This is a genomic window from Caenimonas soli, assembly GCF_013155545.1.
Taxonomy (GTDB): Bacteria; Pseudomonadota; Gammaproteobacteria; order Burkholderiales; family Burkholderiaceae_C; genus Ramlibacter; species Ramlibacter soli.
In genome coordinates, this window is the sequence record NZ_JABJVV010000001.1 from 275,891 (window position 1) to 295,290 (window position 19,400).

Here is a 19,400-nt window from a genome sequence, read left to right on the forward strand (position 1 = left end):
TTATAGCTTGAAGCCGAATGCGCGCAAGAGCTGCGCCGTCTCGTGCATCGGCAAGCCCATGATGCCAGAGTAGCTGCCACTGATGTGCGAAATGTAAGCCGCCGCCCTGCCCTGCACCGCGTAGGCACCCGCCTTTCCCAGGGGCTCGCCGCTGTCCACATAGCTGCGGATCTGGGGCGCCGTGAGTGCGGCAAAGGTCACCCGCGAATCGCTCAGCACGTCCCGCCGTTTTTTGCCGTGCTGTACGGCCACTGCCGTCAGCACGCGGTGTGTCGCGCCCGAAAGTTCGCGCAGCATGCGGGCGGCGTCGCGTTCATTCTGCGGCTTGCCATAGATCACGCGGCCCAGAGCGACGGTGGTGTCGGAGCACAGTACCGGCGCAGGCGGCAGCCCGCGCCGCTGCAGACGCGCCAGCGCAGCGTCCAGTTTCAGAGCGGTGACCCGCTTGACGTAAGGCGCCGGCGCCTCGCCCGGCAGCAAAGCCTCTAGGGACTCGGTGTCTTCTCCGTCGTCGGGCAGCAGCAGCTCGTGTTGAACGCCAAGCTGTTCCAGCAGTTGCCGCCGGCGCGGGCTTTGAGATGCGAGATAGATAAATGCGGTCATCAAGACGCGATGGTAGCTGGGCCTTGCACCTCCTTGCCGTGCGTGGTCCGCTGGTGCATCATGGCCGACTACAACGGGAAAGGAGTCGTCCATGACATCCCTCCGGATGCGCTCATCCTTATCGCGCGCAGCCCCGGCCATCCTGGCAGCCCTGTGTGCGCTGCCCTGCTGGGGCCAGAACAAGATCGTGCTGGACGGCTCGACCGGGATGATTCCCCTCGCCAAGGCCATCGGCATCGCCTACCAGCAGGTGTCCGCTGATCCCCAGATTGAAATCGGACAGGGCCTGGGAACCGGTGCGCGTTTGAAAGCCCTGGCGGACGGCAAGATCCAGGTCGCACTGGCAAGTCACGGAATAAAGGCCGAAGACCTCGCGAAAGACAATCTGCGCGCGATTGAAATCGCGAAAGGCGCGATCGTGTTCGCGGTGAACGCTTCAGTACCCCTTTCCGAAGTGACCGAGGCGCAGCTGTGTGACCTCTACAGCGGCAGGGCCGGCAACTGGAAGGCGCTGAATGGGCCGGATGCGGCCGTGGTCGTGATGACGAGGCCTCCCACGGAGGTTGACCCGGAGGTGATTCGCGCAAAGATCGGCTGTTTCAAGGAGCTGAAGGAGGTAGAGTCTGCCCGGGTCATGGCGCGAGGCACCGATATGGCCAAGGGTCTCGCCGAAACAATGCATTCGATAGGGATGACCAGCATGACGGTGGTCGAGCAAAGTGGCGGCAAGCTCAAGGCTTTGGCCGTGAACGGAATCGCTCCTACCGCCGACAACGTGAAGACCGGCCGCTACTTCCTGACCCGTGATTTTCTTTTCGTCGTCAAGGCGCCGCCCTCGCCTCCGGTCGCGAGGTTCCTGGAATTTGCCCTGAGCGCGGACGGCGACCGGGTGATTCTGGCCAACGGAGCAATCCCGGTGAGATAGTCCCGGCTACTCCCGGTGGTACGGATGATTGGCGTTGATCGACCAAGCGCGGTACAGCTGTTCGATCAGGAGCACGCGCACCATGGCGTGCGGCAAGGTCAGGTCGGACAGGCGGACGCGTTCGTGGGCGGCACGCTTGAAACCAGGGTCGAGCCCGTCGGGGCCGCCTATGACCAGGGCCACGTCGCAACCCTGCATCTGCCAGGCCTTCAGCCGCTCCGCGAGCGCGACGGTGGTCAGGGCCGTGCCGCGCTCGTCGAGCGCGACCACATGCGCGCCTTTGGGGATGGCGCCTTCGATGCGCTGACGCTCCGCCGCGTACAGGGTTTCCAACGTCTTGGACGCACGCGGCTCGGTCTTGACGGCCTTCAGTTCCACCCGAAGTTCGGGCGGAAAGCGCTTGGCATAGTCGTCCCAGGCGGTCTGGGCCCAGTCGGGCACCCGCTGGCCCACCGCCACCACGCAGAGTTTCATCCCCTGCGCGTGGGACTCTTCTTGGCCGCCGGTTTGCGTGCCGGGCTGGCTTTCTTGGCGGGCGCTTTTTTCGCAGGCGCCTTTGCCACCGGTTTCACAGGGGCTCGGGCCGTACCGGCAGATGCTGCCTTACTTGCCGTACCCGTCCTCTTCGCAGTTGCCTTTGCTGCAGTCTTGCCCGATGGGCTGTTCTTCGCGGACGCCTTTTTGGCGGGGGCTTTCTTCGCCGCGGGTTTTTCAGGCTGGGGCATCGCCGGCTTGGGTGCGCCGAACTTCAGGCGAACCGGCTTGTCGCCCCAGATTTCCTCGAGATGATAGTACTGCCGGATGGCCGGCTGCATGATGTGGGCGACAGCGGCCCCGCAATCCACGATGATCCACTCGCCGTTTTCCTCGCCCTCGATGCGTGGCTTGGGGAAGCCGGCCTCGCGCACCGAGTCGCGCACGCTGGCGGCCAGCGCCTTGGTTTGCCGGTTCGAGGTGCCCGAGGCAACGATCACGCGCTCGAACAGGGGCGACAGATGTTCGGTGTTGAAAACAGTGATGTCCTGCGCTTTCACATCCTCCAGGCCGTCCACGATGGCTCTCTGGAGTTTTTGCGTATCTTTTCTTGCGGCGGCTTCTTGGGTCATCAGGCAGGTTGGTAAAGGTTATGTAGCTCAATATAACTTGCAACGCCCGGCGGGACCAGATGGGCGATGCCCTGACCCTGTGCCACGCGTCCACGTACTTCGGTGGCGCTCTCGGTCATGCTCGGCAGGCGCAGCAGCCGTAATTCGGCCTGGGCAGGCAAACCCGGAGGCCGCAATCCTGCATGCGCTTGGGCCGACGGGCGGCCCGCCACGCAAATGATCGCAAGCTGCACGATGGCCTCCCACTCGCGCCAGCGGGTCAGCGAAATCGCCTGGTCTTCGCCCATGACCAGGAAAAGCTGGGCCGCCGGGTGCTCGGCCTTGAGTTCGCGCAAGGTGTCGATGGTGTAGGTCGGCCCGGGACGCCGCAGCTCGCGGTCGTCGATGACGGTTTGCGGCAGGCCGCCGAAGGCAACCTCGGCGAGCGCCAGCCGATGCTCAGGCGGGGTGAGCGACTGTGCTTTGTGCCAAGCCTGTCCGGTGGGGAATATTCGCAATTCGTCCAGCTGCAACTGTTCGACGGCGGCCTGGGCGAGCGCCACATGGGCCACATGTGGCGGATCGAAGGCTCCACCGAAGACCCCGAGGCGCATCGCGACTGCCGTCAAAGCCAGTCCCTTCGCACCAGAAACTTCTTGTAAAGGTCGTCCTCGGGCGAGCCGGGGCGGGTTTGCCGTTGGTAGGCCCAACTGGCAAGGGGCGGCATCGACATCAGGATGGATTCGGTGCGACCGCCGGACTGCAATCCGAAATGCGTGCCACGGTCCCACACCAGGTTGAATTCAACGTAACGGCCGCGCCGGTACAGCTGAAAATCCCGTTCGCGCTCGCCGTAGGGCGTGTCCTTGCGAATTTTCAAAATCGGAAGATAGGCGTCCAGGAACGCGTCGCCCACCGAACTCATGAGCGCGAAGCTGTTCGTGAAGCCGCCGTCGGCAAAATCGTCGAAGAAGATGCCGCCTATGCCGCGCTGTTCGTCGCGATGCTTCAGGTGGAAATAGTCATCGCACCAGGTCTTGAAGCGCCCGTATTTGTCGGCGCCGAAGGGCTCCAGCGCCTTCTTGCACACGCTGTGGAAATGCACTGCGTCCTGCTCGAAGCCGTAGCACGGCGTCAGGTCCATCCCGCCGCCGAACCAGAACACCGATTCGCCGCCGTTCAGCGGCGCCGCCGTGATCATGCGCACGTTCATGTGGACCGTGGGCGCGTAAGGATTGCGCGGGTGGAACACCAGCGAAACGCCGAGCGCCTCGAACGGAGCGCCGGCCAACTCGGGGCGATTCTGCGTGGCCGAGGCCGGCAGGCGCGGGCCGACCACGTGCGAGAACCCGCAACCCGCCCGCTCGAACACCTGGCCGCCTTCCAGGATGGCCGTGATGCCATCACCCTGCAGCGGCTCGTCCTTGGCCTTGTTCCACTTGTCCTGCACGAAGCTGGCGCCGTCGACCTGTGCGCAAGCCGTGGTGATGCGATCCTGCAAGTCCAGCAGGTATTCGCGCACCATGTCGACGTTGGTCATGCCCACCTCAGCTGCGCACGGCCCGATGCCCGATGTCGCGCCGGTACTGGGCGCCATCGAAATGGATGCCTTGGGCGACCTCATAGGCGCGGTGCTGCGCCTCCTTCACGCTGCCGGCCAGCACCGTCACGCATAGCACGCGGCCACCCGCAGTCAACGTGGCTCCGTCCTTTCGCACCGTGCCCGCGTGGAAGACGACCGCATCTTCGGTCGGCTGCGGCAGGCCCGTGATCGCGTCGCCCTTGCGCGGATTGAGCGGATAGCCCGCAGCCGCCATGACGACGCCCAGGGCCGGCCGCCGGTCCCATTCCAGCTCCACCTGGTCGAGCGCGCCGGACGTCGCGGCCATCATCACGTCGAACAGGTCGGACTTCAGCCGCATCATGATCGGCTGCGTTTCAGGGTCACCCATGCGGCAGTTGAATTCGAGTGTCTTCACTGCGCCCTTGGGGTCGATCATCAGCCCGGCGTAGAGAAACCCGGTGTAGGTGATGCCGTCTTTCTCCATGCCCTTGATGGTGGGCAAGATGATCTCGCGCATGGCACGGGCATGAATCTGCGGCGTCACGACCGGCGCGGGCGAATAGGCACCCATGCCACCGGTGTTGGGTCCCTGGTCGCCGTCCATCAGGCGCTTGTGGTCTTGCGAGGTCGCCAGCGCGGTGACGTTCTTGCCGTCGCACAGCACGATGAAACTGGCTTCTTCGCCCTGCAGGAACTCCTCGATCACGACGCGCGGCGCCGCCTGTCCGTCTTCTCCTGTGACATGCGTGACGCCCAGCTTGTTGTCCAGCAGCATGAAATCGATGGCTTCGTGGGCTTCGGCCGCCGTCATGGCCACGACCACGCCCTTGCCCGCCGCCAGGCCGTCGGCCTTGACCACGATGGGCGCGCCCTTCCGGTCCACGTACGCGTGCGCTGCCGCCGGGTCGGTGAAGGCTTCGTATTCGGCGGTGGGGATACCGTGGCGCTTCATGAAGGCCTTGGAAAACGCCTTGGAGCTTTCCAGCTGCGCGGCCGCCTGGGTCGGTCCGAACACCCGCAGTCCGTGGGCGCGGAAATCGTCGACCACGCCCGCTGCCAGCGGTGCTTCAGGGCCAACCACCGTCAGGACGATCTTCTCTTTCAGCGCCCACTGCCGCAACGCCGGGATGTCGGTGATGGCTACGTTTTCAAGCCGGCCATCGAGCGCCGTCCCGCCGTTGCCGGGGGCGACATAGACCGCTTGCAGTTTGGGCGATTGCGCGAGCTTCCAGGCGAGCGCGTGTTCCCGGCCGCCGCCGCCGATCACGAGTACTTTCATTTAGTCCTTATTGTTATTGTTCGAGGGATGCGTTGTGGAAGACGTCTTGCACGTCGTCCAGGTCTTCCAGCACGTCGAGCAGCTTCTGCATTTTCGCCGCATCCTCGCCCGTGAGTTCGATTGTGTTCTCGGGGCGCATCGTGACCTCGGCCACTTCAGGTTTCAGCCCGGCAGCTTCGAGCGCATTCTTCACCGCCTCGAAGTCCGCCGGAGCGGTGATGACTTCGATCGCGCCGTCCTCGTCCGCCACCACGTCCTCGGCGCCCGCTTCGAGCGCCACTTCCATGACCTTGTCCTCGCTGGTGCCGGGCGCAAGGATGAGCTGGCCCACTTTCTTGAACTGGAAGGCGACCGAGCCCTCGGTGCCCATGTTGCCGCCGTATTTGCTGAACGCGTGCCGCACCTCAGCCACGGTGCGCACCTTGTTGTCGGTCATGGTGTCCACGATGATGGCCGCGCCGCCGATGCCATAGCCCTCGTAGCGGATTTCCTCGTACTGCACGCCTTCGAGGTTGCCGGTGGCCTTGTCGATGTTGCGTTTGACGGTATCGGCCGGCATGTTGGCGGCCTTGGCCTTCTCGACAGCCAGGCGCAGGCGCGGGTTGATAGCCAAGTCGCCGCCGCCCAGGCGGGCCGCGACCATGATTTCACGGATGACCCGGGTCCAGACCTTGCCGCGCTTTTCGTCCTGGCGGCCCTTCCGGTGCTGGATGTTTGCCCATTTACTGTGTCCGGCCACTGGGGACCCCTTCTTTGTTTCTAGTCGGCGCTATATTGGCGCTATCCCCCATTTTACTTTTCAACCATGGCTGAACCCCTCTTGATCGCCAGAAACGCGCAAACCGAGTGCCATGTGCTGCCGGGCCTGGCCAACCGGCACGGCCTGATCACCGGCGCCACGGGCACCGGCAAGACCGTGACCTTGCAAACCATGGCCGAGAATTTCTCGAAAATCGGTGTGCCGGTGTTCATGGCCGACGTCAAGGGCGACCTGACCGGCATCAGCCAAGTCGGGTCTGTGAGCGAGAAGCTGGCGGCGCTGCTGAAGGAACGCGGCATCACGCCTTCCGAGCCCCGCGCCTGCCCCGTCACGCTGTGGGACGTATTCGGCGAGCAGGGCCACCCGGTCCGGGCCACGGTGTCCGACATGGGCCCTTTGCTGCTGGGGCGCATGCTCAACGTCAACGAGACCCAGGCCGGCGTGCTGCAACTGGTGTTCAAGATCGCCGACGACAACGGCCTGCTCCTTCTGGACCTGAAGGACCTGCGCTCCATGCTCCAGTACGTGGGCGACAACGCCAAGGAATTCACCACCGCCTACGGCAACATCAGTGCCGCCAGCGTGGGCGCCATCCAGCGTGGGCTGATGCAAATCGAAGCCCAGGGCGGCGACAGGTTCTTCGGCGAACCCATGCTCAACATTGCCGACTTCCTGCAGACCGACGCGTCCGGCCAGGGCGTGGTGAACATCCTGGCTGCCGACAAGCTCTTGAACTCGCCGCGTCTGTATGCGACCTTCCTGCTGTGGATGCTGTCCGAACTCTTCGAACAGCTGCCCGAGATCGGCGACCCCGAAAAGCCCAAGCTGGTGTTCTTCTTCGACGAAGCTCACCTGCTCTTCAATGAGGCGCCCAAGGTGCTGGTCGAGCGCATCGAGCTGGTGGTGAGGCTGGTGCGATCCAAGGGCGTGGGCGTGTATTTCGTGACGCAGAACCCCTTGGACATCCCCGACAGCGTGCTGGCCCAGCTGGGCAACCGGGTGCAGCATGCGCTGCGGGCCTTCACCCCGCGCGACCAGAAAGCCGTCAAGGCGACCGCCCAGACCATGCGGCAAAAGCCCGGGCTGGACATCGAAACCGCGATCACCGAGCTGGCCGTCGGCGAGGCGCTGATCAGCCTGCTGGATGCCAAGGGCCGCCCCAGCGTGACCGAGCGCGCCTATGTGCTGCCCCCGGGCAGCCAGATCGGACCGATCACCGGGCCTCAGCGCCAGGCCTTGCTGGCCAACTCGCTCGTCGCCGGTGTGTACGAAAAGACCGTGGACCGCGAATCGGCCCACGAGAAATTAAAAGTGCGCACCGAGCAGGCGCAGGCCGAGGCGGCAGCGGCCAAACCCGGCGCAGAAGGATCGGGCGGCGTGATGGGCGGCCTGGGCGACATCCTGTTCGGGTCCACCGGGCCGCGCGGCGGGCGGCGCGAGGGGCTGGCCGAGAGCATGGCCAAGTCCGCGGTTCGAACGATCGGCAGCAGCGTCGGCCGGGAGATCGTGCGCGGCGTTCTGGGAAGCATCCTGGGAAGCAAACGGCGCTGAACGGCCCTGCGCGGCCCTGCACGGGTGTACATTGCCTTTTATGTCCATCGAAGCACCTCGCCACATCCGACTGACCTCGCACGCCGGCGGCTACGGCGCGCTGCCCATCGTCTGGGGCGCGCCCACGGCAGCGGAGCGCGGGCCCATCGTGGGCACCACCACCCAGCGCAGCCATCGGAATGTCATCGGCACGCACAGCGGCTCTTACAGCGTTTATCGCGCATTGGCCGTCGCGTCGGGCGCCCTCTCGCGCCAGCACAAGGCCGATCTCACCAACACCTCGCCCACCGACGTGATCGGGCCGTACCCGCAGTGGGGCGATCCCGGCAAGATCGTCAGTTTGGATCCCTGGGGCGCCCTGGTGGCGGACGTGTTCTCCACCGAGCTGGCGGCCGGCTATGACATCCGGCCCACCATCGCCGTCACCAAAGCCCATGTGATCCTGCCCGAGGTCATCGAAGGCCTGCAGGCGGGCCGGCTCAAGGCCGATGGCAAGGTGCTCACGGCCGGCGGCGCCGCCATGGTGACCAAGGCGGCGATCGAGCCGGTGTGGTGGCTGCCGGGCGTGGCCAAGCGCTTCGGCTGCTCCGAGGCCGATCTGCGCCGCGTGCTGTTCGAGGAAACGGGCGGCATGTACCCCGAACTCGTGACCCGCAGCGACCTGGAAGTGTTCCTGCCCCCCATCGGCGGGCAGACCATCTATATCTTCGGCAACCCGCGCGATCTGGCCAACCCCGATGTCGAACTCACGGCGCGCGTGCACGATGAGTGCAACGGCTCGGACGTATTCGGCTCAGACATCTGCACCTGCCGCCCTTACCTGACCCACGCCATCGAGGAATGCATCCAGGGCTCGCAGCGCGGCGGCGTCGGCCTGGTCGCGTATTCGCGCAAGGAAGGCCGGGCCCTGGGCGAGGTGACCAAGTTCCTGGTTTACAACGCGCGCAAGCGCCAGGTGGGCGGCGACACCGCCGACCAGTACTTCGCCCGCACCGAATGCGTGGCCGGCGTGCAGGACATGCGCTTCCAGGAGCTGATGCCCGACGTGCTCCACTGGCTCGGCGTCAAGAAGATCCACCGCCTGGTGTCCATGAGCAACATGAAATACGACGCCATCACCGGCTCGGGCATAGAGATTGGCGAACGCGTCAACATCCCCGATGAGCTGATTCCGGCCGACGCGCGAGTGGAGATGGATGCCAAGGTCGCTGCGGGTTACTTCACGCCCGGCGCCGTCCCCGACGCCGAGGAACTCAAGAAAACCAAAGGCCGGGGGTTGTAGCGCATGGGCAGCACGCATCTGGGTTCGCACCAAGCGGAGGCCGAAGAAGCGGCGTCCGCCCTGCGCACGACCGTCGCCATCCGCGAGCGTGCCAAGCAGTTGTTGACGCGGGCCCGCCAGGGCGAATCGCCCTGGTTCATCGTCGACGAAGGCTTCCTGGGGACCGCGGCGAATGAGGTGGTCGCGGCCACGCGCAAGCGCTATCCCAAGCTGCACATCCCCTTTCACAGCCGCTGGCGCCATTTCGAAGCAGGCGGCGTGAATCGCAAGGCCGAGCTGGACCGGCTGCTCCAAGGCCTGCCGCTCGCATCGCGCGGCCACGCCATGATCGACCTGGCGGTGGTGAGCGTGCTGCTCGACGCCGGCGCGGGACCTGAGTGGAAATACGTGGAGCCCGCCACCGGCCAGACCTTTACCCGCTCCGAAGGCCTGGGCGTGGCGAGCTTCCATGCTTTCACCGCCGGCTTGTTCTCAAGCGACAAGAACCGGCCCTGTCAAGCGGACTCAGCGGGCCTGCGCGGCCTGGTTACCGATCACCTTGCCTCGGCGTTTCAGGTGGGCGAGCACAACCCGTTGGTTGGAATCGAAGAGCGCGCCATCCTGCTGCGGCGGCTCGGCGAGGTCATGTCCGAGCAGCCGGAGGTCTTCGGCGAGGACGGGCGGCCCGGCGGCTTGATGGACATGATCATCAGCCCCCTGGGCCCGGATGTTCCCCACACCGCCGACGTAGTGGCCCACGACATCCTTTCGCAGCTCCTGATCAGCCTGTCCGGGATCTGGCCGGCGAGCAATTCGATCGGCGCGGTGCCGCTGGGCGATTGCTGGCGCCACTCCGCGGTGCGCGGAGAAGGCCTGACCGATGGCTGGATGCCCTTCCACAAGCTGTCGCAGTGGATGACCTATTCGCTGCTGGAGCCCTTCGAATGGAGCGGCGTCAAAGTGCGCGGGCTCGATGGCCTGACGGGCCTGCCGGAATACCGCAACGGGGGCCTCCTGATCGACAGCGGCCTGCTGGTACTTCGCGACGAGGCGGCCGCTAAGGAAATCTGGCAGCCGGGCGACGAAATCATCGTGGAATGGCGGGCCATGACCGTGGCGCTGCTGGACGAGATAGCCCACGCCGTTCGCCAGCAGTTACGATTGAGTGAATCCCAATTGCCGTTGGCCTGCGTACTGGAAGGCGGAACCTGGGCCGCCGGCCGTGAACTGGCACAGCGCCATCGCGGCGGCCTGCCACCACTGAACGTGGCGAGTGACGGAACGGTATTTTGAATTGGGCTGCCATTGCGGACTTGATCCGCAATCCATGATGAGGAAATCGAATTGAGCAACGTCCACCTGATCGACCATCCGCTGGTGCAGCACAAGCTGACCCTGATGCGCAAGAAGGAGGCCAGCACCAACAGTTTCCGGCGGCTGCTCAATGAGCTCGCGATGCTGATGGCCTACGAGGTCACGCGCGACATGGCCATGCAGGAGGTCGAGATCGAGACCCCCCTGGAAAAAACCAAGGCCAAGGTCATCGACGGCAAGAAGCTGGTGTTCGTGTCCATCCTTCGCGCCGGGACCGGCATCCTGGACGGCATGCTCAGCGTGGTACCGGGCGCGCGCGTCGGCCACATCGGCCTTTACCGCGACCCCAAGACCCTCACGGCCGTCGAGTACTACTTCAAGATGCCACAGGACATGCACGAGCGCGACGTGGTCGTCGTCGACCCGATGCTCGCCACCGGCAACTCCGCCATTGCCGCCGTGGAGCGGCTGAAGGAGCTGCGTCCCAAGTCGATCAAGTTCGTATGCCTGCTCACCTGCCCGGAAGGGGTCGCGGCGCTGCAAGGCGCCCATCCCGACGTGCCGATCTACACGGCCGCCATCGACCGACAGCTCAACGACCACGGCTACATCCTGCCGGGCCTGGGTGACGCCGGCGACCGCATCTTCGGTACCAAATAGACCCCATGATGAGTGTTTTTCTGGCGCGGCCGCTGGCCGCGATCCTCTTCCTCGGCCTGTCGATTACCACAGCCGCTGCTCCCTTCACTCCCGCCGGCGACAGCGAGGTGGTCGAACGCCTGCCCAGTGGCAGCAACGATCCGGCCGTGCGCCGCGTCGATTCGCTGCGCAAGCAGTTGGCGGCGCAGCCCAACGATATACCGCTGCGCCTGGAGATCGCCAGGCGCTACTTCGACCTGGCCATGGCCCAGGGCGATCCGCGCTATGTGGGCTACGCCTCCGCTGCTATCGCGCCGGTGGCACAGTCTGCCGCCGGCAATGCCGGTTATTGGACGGTGCGCGGGCTGATCCAGCAGTACAGCCATGACTTCGCGGGCGCGTTGCAAAGCCTGGCCAAGGCCAGGGAGCTGGACCCGCAGTTGGTGGAACCCACCGCATGGCGTTCGGCCATCCATATGGTGCAGGCCAACTACGACGACGCCTTGTCGGAGTGCACGCGTCTCGTTCCGCTGGCCCATCCGCTGCACGCCCAGGGATGCACTGCCTATGTCCAGGCCAGCACGGGGCAGTTGGCCCCGGCGTACGAGGCCCTGGGCAAGTCGTTGGCGGCCGCTGGCCCGATAGCGCCCGAACTCGCGCTGTGGGTGCGCACACGACTGGCCGAAATGGCGATGCGCCTGCAACGCTGGCCCGACGCCGAAGCGCATTTCAAGGAAGCGCTGCAATTGGGCGTCACCGACCAGTTCCTGCTGGGCGCCTACGCCGACTTCCTCTTGCAGAAAAAGCGGCCCGCCGAAGTGCTGACGCTGCTGGCCGGCTGGGAACGTTCGGACATCCTGTTGCTGCGCCTGGCCCTGGCCGGGCGCGCGCTGAACGATCCGCGCGCCGCCGGCTGGGCCGCCCAGCTGCGTGACCGCTTCGCCGCGGCGGCGCAGCGCGGCGACCGGCTGCACGAGCAGGAAGCCGCGCGCTTCGAACTCGATATCGAGGGCAACCCGGCCAAGGCGCTGGAACTGGCGCAGCGCAACTACAAGGACCAGAAGGAGCCGCGCGACGCGGAAATTCTGATCCGCGCCGCCATCGCCGCCAAGCAAACCAAGGCTGCCCAACCGGCGCTGGACTGGCTGCGCACCAACAAGTACGAAGACCCGGTTCTGGCGCCCCTGGCCGACCAGTTGGTTGCACTGGGAGCCAAGCGATGATGCGTTGGCTCGCCATCCTCGCCGCGCTGTTGCTGCACACCGCGGCCTGGGCCCACAAGCCCAGCGACAGCTATCTCACCCTGCGCGGTTCCGCCGACAGCTCGGATGTATCCGTGCGCTGGGACATCGCCCTGCGCGACCTCGATTACGTTCTGCAGCTGGACCGCGACGGCAACGGCGAGCTGACCTGGGGCGAAGTGCGCCAGCGCGGCGACGACATCGCGCGCTACGCCACGAGCCACCTGGAGCTTTCCTCGGGCGAGAAGGGTTGCCCGGTCGAATCGGCCGGCCCGCTGATGCTGGACAAGCACAGCGACGGCACCTACGCCGTGCTCACGCTCACAGCACGCTGCGAGAGCCTGCTGGGAAACCTCAAGGCCCGCTATTCGCTGCTGTTCGATGTGGACCCTTCGCATCGCGGTCTGGTGCAATGGATCGCACCCGGCGGCGATGCCGCCCAGGCCCTGGTCTTCGCCACAGAGTCGGCCGAACAAAGGTTGGCCCTGCAGGCACCCGACGCCTGGCAGACGCTGCGGCAATACATCGTCGAAGGCGTATGGCACATCTGGATCGGCTTCGACCACATCCTGTTCCTGCTGGCCCTGCTGCTGCCCGCCGTGGTTGTGCGGCGGGAAGGCCGCTGGCAACCGGTCGGCGACCTGCGTGGCGCCGCCATGGAAGTGTTCAAGGTGGTCACGGCGTTCACCCTGGCGCACTCCGTCACGTTGAGCCTGGCGGCCTTGCAGGTCATCTCCCTGCCCTCGCGCCTGGTGGAATCGGTGATCGCCGCGTCCGTGGTGCTGGCCGCGCTGAACAATTTGCGCGGCACCATCGAGCGCAGGCGCTGGGTGCTGGCCTTCGTGTTCGGCCTGATCCACGGCTTCGGCTTCGCCTCGGTGTTGGCCGACCTGGGCCTGCCGCAAAACGCGCTGGTGTTGGCGCTGGTGGGCTTCAACGTGGGCGTCGAACTGGGCCAGTTGGCTATCGTGGCCGCATTCCTGCCGTTGGCATTCAACCTGCGTGAAACGCGGTTCTACCGGGCAGGCGTGCTGACGGTCGGCTCGATCATGGTCGCCCTGGTCGCCGCCTGGTGGTTCATCGAGCGCGCCTTCGATCTCGCACCGGCCTGAGGAGGTGTCATTGCGGGCTTGACCCGCAATCCATCTAGCCTGTACAAGCTACCTCACCGGAAGCCCAAATGCTAGACCTTCTCATCACCAACGCCTCGTTACCCGACGGCCGCACCGGCATGTCGGTGGCCGTCCAGAACGGCCGCATCACGGAGGTAGCGCCCGGCCTGTCGGCCCCAGCGGCAGAAACCGTCGACGCCGCCGGCTACCTGCTCAGCCCGCCCTTTTGCGACCCGCATTTCCATATGGACGCCTGCTTAAGTTACGGCCTGCCGCGCGTCAATGAAAGCGGCACGCTGCTGGAAGGGATTGCGGTGTGGGGCGAGCTCAAGCCGACGCTCAAGGCCGAAGCCATCATCGAACGCGCCCTCACCTACTGCGACTGGGCCGTCGCCAAGGGCCTGCTGGCCATCCGCAGCCATGTGGACACCAGCGACGCGAGCCTGCTGGCAGTGGACGCGCTGCTGGAGGTCAAGAAGCGAGTCGCGACCTACATCGACCTGCAACTGGTCGCCTTCCCGCAGGACGGCGTGTTGCGCACCCCAGGTGGCGTGGAGAACTTGAAGCGTGCGCTGGACAAAGGCGTGGACATCGTCGGCGGCATTCCCCACTTCGAGCGCACCATGGCCGAGGGCGCCGCCAGCGTCAAGCTGCTGTGCGAGATCGCCGCCGAGCGCGGCAAGCCGGTCGACATGCACTGCGACGAAACCGATGACCCGATGTCGCGCCACATCGAGACGCTGGCGTTCGAGACCCAGCGCCTGGGCCTGCAGGGCCGCGTCAACGGCAGCCACTGCACCTCCATGCACAGCATGGACAACTACTACGTGAGCAAGCTGCTGCCGCTGATCGCCGAGAGCGGCGTGAGCATCGTGGCCAATCCGCTGATCAACATCACGCTGCAAGGCCGCCACGACACCTACCCCAAGCGCCGCGGCATGACGCGCGTACCGGAGCTCATGGCGGCGGGCGTCAACGTCGCCTTCGGCCACGACTGCGCGATGGACCCTTGGTACGGCATGGGCTCCGGCGACATGCTGGAAGTGGCGCACATGGGACTGCATGTGGCGCAGATGACGAGCCAGGCGGGCATCCAGGCCTGCTTCGACGCCGTCACCACCCGTGCGGCCCAGGTGATGCACCTGCAAGGCTACGGCCTGGAGCCGGGTTGCGACGCGAGCTTCTTGCTCCTGCAGGCGCGCGACGCAGGGGAAGCGATCCGGCTGCGGGCGAATCGCCTGAAAGTATGGCGCACGGGCCGGCTGCTGGCCTCCACGGCCGAGGTGAAAACCAGCCTGGTCGTGGATGGCCGGCCGGCGCAAGTCTCCTTCCTACACCCGGGTATCCGGGAACCCTGATACCCATATCCAGATCCCAGGATTGCGCCGAGCTGGGGTCGCCGGGATGATTGCGCCCATGGCAAAGAGCGACCCCCAGCAACCCGAAACGCGCGGCGTTGCCGAGCGCAGTTTCACGTGCTCCGTGGAAGGACGCAGCGTGCCGGTGGCCGTGTGGCTGCCGATGAGCCGGCAGCGCAGCCCGCTGGTGCTGGTGGGACACGGCGGCTCCGGCCACAAGCGTTCCGAATTCGTGTTGGACGTGGTTGCGCCGCTGGTGCGCGAGCATGGCTTCGCCGTGGCCGCCATCGACGGGCCGGTGCACGGTGACCGCCGCGCCACCCCGGCCGCGCCGGAGGCGGTGCGTGACGAATTTCGCGCGCTGTGGGAAGCGGGCGGCAGTGTCGAGCCCATGGTGGCCGACTGGCGCGGCGTGCTGGACGCGCTGTGCTCCTTCCGCGAGATCGACGCTTCCGCGGTCGCTTACTACGGCCTGTCGATGGGCACGGCCTACGGCCTGCCATTCCTCGCCGGGGAGCCCCGCATCCACGCCGCGGCAATCGGCATGTGGGGCACCTCGCGGGCGAACAGCCAGCGCCTGATGGACGACGCGCGGCGCGTGCGTTGCCCCACCATGTTTTCGCTGCAGTGGGACGACCCCCTGTTCACGCGCGAGGGGCAATTCGAGGTGTTCGACGCATTGGCAAGTCAGAACAAGCACATGTCCATTTATCCGGGCGGGCACCTGAATCCCAGCGGCGCGCGGCTGGACGACATCGTCTACTTCCTGGCCCGTGAGCTCGCGCATCGAGCGCGCAGTTCGGTTCAATCCCCGTGAAACAACTCCCGAATCACCTGGCGCAGCCACACGTGCGCGGAGCTCGCATGGGTGCGTTCGTGCCAGAACATGGCGACGCGCACCGCCCCGAGCGCAAACGGCGGCTCCAGCACCTGCAGCGCGTCGGCGCGCGCGGCATGTTCGGCCACCGCGCGGGTGAGCGTGGCGATATGGCTGGAGGCGGCGACGATGGGCGCCGAGGCGAGCGCGGAGGGAACCGTCACGCCGATGCGCCTGGTGCGACCGTGGGCGGCGAAAGCCTCATCCACCTGCCTCTCGATGCTCGATTGCCCGTGCTGCGGTTTGTAATGGACATGGCGCTCCTCCAGGTATTGCTCGGCCGTGACCACACCCTGGATGCGCGGGTGCGACTTCGCGGCGACCACGCGCAATTCCTGCTGGTACAGGGTGGCTGTATAGAGCGCCTCGGGTGCGTGCGGCTGGTAGGCCACCACCAGGTCGGCCTCGCCTTCTTCCAGTTGCTCGCGCAGACGTGCGGGTTCGGAGGGACTGATCGACAGCCGCAGGTTCGGCGCCAGCCGCTCCAGCGCCTGCGTGAGGCGCGGCATCAGCATGAAGCCGACCGATTCCGTGGCGCTGAGATGAAATGTTCGATCGGCCATCGCCGGGTCGAACTCTCGCGTGAGCGCGAACGAATCCTCCATCAGTTCCAATGCAGCCCGTGCACTGGCGGCGATGCGCACGGCATTGAGCGTGGGCGCCATGCCCTTGGCGGTGCGCACCAGCAGGGGGTCCTGAAACACTTCGCGCAGTTGCGCCAGCGTCGCGCTCATCGCCGGCTGGCTGATGCCCAGCTGGTCAGCCGCGCGCGAGACGTGGGACTCATCGATCAGCACGCACAGGCACCTGAGCGCATGCAGATCCAGTTTCCGCAACAAGTCCTTGCCAGCCATCGCGCCTTCTCATCCATTCGTTCCACCACATCTTAGCCCCACACATGACCCAGCAAACCACCTCTTCCGCACCCGTGCCCGCGTTCCTGCCGGACGGCTGCTTCGCCCGCTACGCCACTCTCGACTGGGACCGCGCCGCCTACGCGGACGTATCCGAGGAGGGGCGCCGCCGCAAGATCATCCGCATGGTCAGCCGCGCGGCCAACGCGCCCGTTCGCGTGCGCCACAACTTCCAGGTCGGCTCGATCGATTCCTCCAGCGGCAACGGCCCCACGCTGCATGCGCACGACTACCCCGAGATCTTCATCCCGGTGCGCTCGGGCTACTTCGTGGACTTTGGCGACCGCGGCCGCCATCGCGCGCGCCTGGACACCTATGATGCGTTCTCGCTACCGCTGAACGTGCTGCGCAAGTTCGAGGCAACCGAGGTAGCACCGCGCGAGAGCCAGATGCTCTCCGTCTTCGACACCGCGCTGGACGATGCCAAGCAGGGCATCAAGGTCACGCCGGAGATCGCGGCCGCCGATGCCGCGGCCGGGCTGCCCCAGGACTTCGACATCAGCAACGACCTGCTGGACTTCTCCACGCACGAGGCTGAAGCCAGGCACATCGCCCGCTTCGCCGACCTCAAGGTGGAACACGTGGGCGGGCTGCTGTTGCGCCGCCTGATCGCCACCAACGATCCGCGCGCCGCCCTGCGCACGCCGCACAAGATCCAGCTCGACTTCATCGAAGTGCCGGCCGGCCAGCTCTCCGATGCTTACCGCAGCGACTGCCGCGAAGTTTTCGTGGCGCTGGAAGGTCAGCCGCAGGTGCTGTGGAACGACAAGCCCGTGGCGATGGAGCGCCTGGACGTGTTCTCCGTCGCCCCGCAAGCCCAGCGGGCCATCGGCGCGGCAGGCAACAGCCGTGCGCTGCTGCTGCGCATCCGCGATCTCACGAACCCGCGCTGAGCAGCCGAATCCAACCCCGTATCCCAAGGACACAAGCATGAAATTCCTCCAACCTCTCAAGTGGCTGCAGGCCGCAGCGATCGTGGCCGCAGCTGCCGCCGCGCCGGCCTGGGCCCAGGACTACCCGAACAGGCCGGTGAAAATCATCGTGGGCTTTGCTCCCGGCGGGGCCAACGACATCATCGCCCGCCTCATCGCCAAGGAACTCGGCACCATGTGGGGCCAGCCGGTGGTGGTGGAGAACAAGCCCGGCGCCAATGGCGCGATCGCCTTTCAGGGCGTGGCCAAGGCGCCGGCCGACGGCTACACCCTGGTGCTGGGTACCGCGGGCCCGACCACGATGAACCAGGCGCTGCAGAAGCTGCCGTTCGACGTGCTGAAGGACTTCACGCCCATCGTCAACCTGGTCGACGCGCCGCATGTGCTGGCGGTGAATGCGAAGCTTCCGGTGAACAACCTGCAGGAGTTCGTCAAGCTGGCCAAGACCGCCGACCCGAAGCTGAGCTATTCGTCGCCCGGCATCGGCAACAGCGGGCACTTCGCCATGGAGATGCTCAAGCAGCAGACCGGCACGGACATCACGCACATCGCCTACAAAGGCGCGGCCCCGGCGCTGAACGACCTGATCGCGGGGCACGTGCAGGCCTACTTCACCTCGGCGGCCGCATTGCTGCCGCACGCGAACACCGGCACGATCAAGGTGCTGGCGATCACGTCGAAGGACCGGTTGTCGCTGCTGCCGACCGTGCCGACCATGGCGCAATCGGGCTTCTCCAACTTCGAGTTCCCGGTCTACGCCGGCCTGCTGGGTCCCGCCGGGATGACGCCTGAAGCGGTGCAGAAGATCAACGCCGATGCAAACAAGGCGCTGAAGTCGCCGGCCTTCCTGGAATCGCTGAAGCAGAACGCGATGATCCCCGTCGGCGGCACGCCGCAGCAGTTCGCGCAGTTCCTGGCGCTGGACCTGGAGCGCTGGACCAAGGTGGTCAAGGCCGGCAACATCCGGCCGGAGTAAGGGCCGCGCGCTGGCCACCCCCTTTGCGCTCGCCAGTTTCCCGACGGGGTATCCTGACCGTGCCTGCATTATCAATACTGGGTGACGGGCCACCGCGGAAGGTGCGATGAAAAGGATTCTTGTCTTGGGCGGAACAGGATTCGTCGGGCGGCACCTGTGCCGGGAATTGGTTCGCCTGCAGTACCGCGTCACGGTACCCACGCGCAATGTTTCCAGGGCGCAGGATGTTCAATCCTCGCCGTTCCTCGAGCTGGTGCAAGTCGATGTGCATGACGAGGCAGCGCTCGCACGTCTGGTGCAAAGCCACGATGCCGTCGTGAACCTGGTCGCCATCCTGCACGGCAACTCCTTCGACTTTCAACGCGTCCACGTCGAGCTGGTGAAAAGGATAACCCGTGCCTGCGCTCACGCGGGCGTGGCGCGGCTGGTGCATGTCAGCGCGCTGGGAGCGGCGAGCGACGCGCCGTCCATGTACCAACGCACCAAAGCCGCCGGCGAGGCGGTGCTCCAGGGCTCCGATCTCGACTGGACTGTGCTGCGTCCGAGCGTCATGTTCGGCGAAGGCGACAAGTTCCTCACGCTTTTCGCGCGCCTGCAGCGAGTCTTTCCGATCCTGCCGCTGGCTGGCGCGGATACCCTGTTCCAGCCCGTCTGGGTTGGGGATGTGGTGAATGCGATCGTGCAATGCCTGCAAAGGGATGACACCGGAAGACGCATCTACGAAGTCTGCGGACCTGAACGCCTCACATTGAGGCAGCTGGTGAAGTTGGCGGGCAGTTTGTCCGGGCACCCTCGTCCGGTGGTGAGGTTGCCCACCGCGCTGGCTCGACTCCAGGCGTTCTTGATGGAGCTGGCGCCTGGGCAGCCGTTGATGAGCCGTGACAATCTGGACTCCATGAGGGTGGACAACGTGGCGAGCGGCAAGCTGCCGGGTCTGGAAGGGCTGGGAATCTCGCCTCGTTCCTTGGGCGACATCGCCCCGACTTACGTTGGTATCCGCCGCTAATCT

At 65.8% G+C, this 19,400-nt stretch carries 20 protein-coding genes; 12 read left to right on the plus strand and 8 right to left on the minus strand.

From position 1 onward, the window contains the following. The gene (locus HNE04_RS01315) at positions 1-603 is read right to left on the minus strand and encodes a Maf family protein (RefSeq protein ID WP_172216744.1); all 603 of its coding nucleotides are present in this window, start codon (positions 601-603) and stop codon (positions 1-3) included. A 91-nt stretch (positions 604-694) separates the two neighbouring features. Between HNE04_RS01315 and HNE04_RS01320 the strand changes: the two genes are divergently transcribed. Further along, positions 695-1,528: a phosphate ABC transporter substrate-binding protein gene (locus HNE04_RS01320; protein WP_172216034.1), complete on the plus strand. Its 834-nt coding sequence runs from the start codon at positions 695-697 to the stop codon at positions 1,526-1,528. 6 nt (positions 1,529-1,534) lie between these two features. Here the strand turns inward: HNE04_RS01320 and rlmH are convergent, their stop codons facing one another. Genes rlmH through HNE04_RS01350 form a run of 6 tightly spaced genes read right to left on the minus strand, consistent with a single transcriptional unit; the run spans position 1,535 to position 6,195 of the window. After that, entirely contained in the window at positions 1,535-2,002 is a 468-nt protein-coding gene (rlmH, locus tag HNE04_RS01325) for a 23S rRNA (pseudouridine(1915)-N(3))-methyltransferase RlmH (protein WP_172216036.1), read from the minus strand. After that, complete coding sequence (gene rsfS, locus HNE04_RS01330; protein WP_172216038.1) at positions 1,999-2,634, minus strand: ribosome silencing factor; 636 nt, start codon at positions 2,632-2,634, stop codon at positions 1,999-2,001. Before rsfS ends, rlmH begins: the two co-directional genes overlap by 4 nt. After that, on the minus strand, positions 2,634-3,242 hold the full coding sequence (gene nadD, locus HNE04_RS01335; RefSeq protein ID WP_235964703.1) for a nicotinate-nucleotide adenylyltransferase: 609 nt from the start codon (positions 3,240-3,242) through the stop codon (positions 2,634-2,636). The genes rsfS and nadD overlap by 1 nt, the downstream gene beginning before the upstream one ends. Continuing rightward, positions 3,239-4,153: an oxygen-dependent coproporphyrinogen oxidase gene (gene hemF, locus HNE04_RS01340; RefSeq protein ID WP_172216040.1), complete on the minus strand. Its 915-nt coding sequence runs from the start codon at positions 4,151-4,153 to the stop codon at positions 3,239-3,241. Before hemF ends, nadD begins: the two co-directional genes overlap by 4 nt. Before the next feature lie 7 nt (positions 4,154-4,160). Beyond that, positions 4,161-5,456, minus strand: coding sequence for a phosphoribosylamine--glycine ligase (gene purD, locus HNE04_RS01345; protein WP_172216042.1), 1,296 nt, complete (start codon positions 5,454-5,456; stop codon positions 4,161-4,163). 13 nt (positions 5,457-5,469) lie between these two features. Continuing rightward, on the minus strand, positions 5,470-6,195 hold the full coding sequence (locus HNE04_RS01350; protein WP_172216043.1) for a YebC/PmpR family DNA-binding transcriptional regulator: 726 nt from the start codon (positions 6,193-6,195) through the stop codon (positions 5,470-5,472). Between the two features lie 66 nt (positions 6,196-6,261). Between HNE04_RS01350 and HNE04_RS01355 the strand changes: the two genes are divergently transcribed. The 8 genes from HNE04_RS01355 (at position 6,262) to HNE04_RS01390 (ending at position 15,509) form a co-directional block, all read left to right on the plus strand. After that, on the plus strand, positions 6,262-7,767 hold the full coding sequence (locus HNE04_RS01355) for a helicase HerA-like domain-containing protein (protein ID WP_172216044.1): 1,506 nt from the start codon (positions 6,262-6,264) through the stop codon (positions 7,765-7,767). A 40-nt stretch (positions 7,768-7,807) separates the two neighbouring features. After that, a complete protein-coding gene (locus tag HNE04_RS01360) occupies positions 7,808-9,049 on the plus strand; it encodes a GTP cyclohydrolase II (RefSeq protein WP_172216045.1) in 1,242 nt (413 codons plus the stop codon). Between the two features lie 3 nt (positions 9,050-9,052). Then, on the plus strand, positions 9,053-10,321 hold the full coding sequence (locus tag HNE04_RS01365) for a URC4/urg3 family protein (protein ID WP_172216046.1): 1,269 nt from the start codon (positions 9,053-9,055) through the stop codon (positions 10,319-10,321). Positions 10,322-10,372: 51 nt separating this feature from the next. Further along, complete coding sequence (gene upp / locus HNE04_RS01370; protein ID WP_172216047.1) at positions 10,373-11,002, plus strand: uracil phosphoribosyltransferase; 630 nt, start codon at positions 10,373-10,375, stop codon at positions 11,000-11,002. Positions 11,003-11,007: 5 nt separating this feature from the next. Further along, on the plus strand, positions 11,008-12,204 hold the full coding sequence (locus tag HNE04_RS01375; protein ID WP_235964704.1) for a tetratricopeptide repeat protein: 1,197 nt from the start codon (positions 11,008-11,010) through the stop codon (positions 12,202-12,204). Further along, entirely contained in the window at positions 12,201-13,334 is a 1,134-nt protein-coding gene (locus HNE04_RS01380) for a HupE/UreJ family protein (RefSeq protein ID WP_172216048.1), read from the plus strand. Before HNE04_RS01375 ends, HNE04_RS01380 begins: the two co-directional genes overlap by 4 nt. A gap of 68 nt (positions 13,335-13,402) precedes the next feature. After that, positions 13,403-14,692 carry an amidohydrolase family protein gene (locus tag HNE04_RS01385; protein ID WP_172216049.1) on the plus strand — a complete coding sequence of 430 codons (1,290 nt, stop codon included), beginning with the start codon at positions 13,403-13,405 and terminating at the stop codon, positions 14,690-14,692. A gap of 58 nt (positions 14,693-14,750) precedes the next feature. Next, on the plus strand, positions 14,751-15,509 hold the full coding sequence (locus tag HNE04_RS01390; protein WP_172216051.1) for a dienelactone hydrolase family protein: 759 nt from the start codon (positions 14,751-14,753) through the stop codon (positions 15,507-15,509). Here HNE04_RS01390 and HNE04_RS01395 read toward each other — a convergent pair. Further along, on the minus strand, positions 15,497-16,423 hold the full coding sequence (locus HNE04_RS01395) for a LysR family transcriptional regulator (RefSeq protein WP_172216053.1): 927 nt from the start codon (positions 16,421-16,423) through the stop codon (positions 15,497-15,499). The two genes, HNE04_RS01390 and HNE04_RS01395, sit on opposite strands and share 13 nt — an antisense overlap. Before the next feature lie 44 nt (positions 16,424-16,467). On the opposite strand from HNE04_RS01395, the gene HNE04_RS01400 reads away from it, so the two are divergent. The 3 genes from HNE04_RS01400 (at position 16,468) to HNE04_RS01410 (ending at position 19,397) form a co-directional block, all read left to right on the plus strand. Beyond that, positions 16,468-17,376 carry a cupin domain-containing protein gene (locus tag HNE04_RS01400; protein ID WP_172216055.1) on the plus strand — a complete coding sequence of 303 codons (909 nt, stop codon included), beginning with the start codon at positions 16,468-16,470 and terminating at the stop codon, positions 17,374-17,376. A gap of 37 nt (positions 17,377-17,413) precedes the next feature. After that, positions 17,414-18,391 carry a Bug family tripartite tricarboxylate transporter substrate binding protein gene (locus HNE04_RS01405; protein ID WP_172216057.1) on the plus strand — a complete coding sequence of 326 codons (978 nt, stop codon included), beginning with the start codon at positions 17,414-17,416 and terminating at the stop codon, positions 18,389-18,391. A 106-nt stretch (positions 18,392-18,497) separates the two neighbouring features. Further along, positions 18,498-19,397 carry a complex I NDUFA9 subunit family protein gene (locus tag HNE04_RS01410; protein WP_172216059.1) on the plus strand — a complete coding sequence of 300 codons (900 nt, stop codon included), beginning with the start codon at positions 18,498-18,500 and terminating at the stop codon, positions 19,395-19,397. The last annotated feature ends 3 nt before the right edge of the window (positions 19,398-19,400 follow it).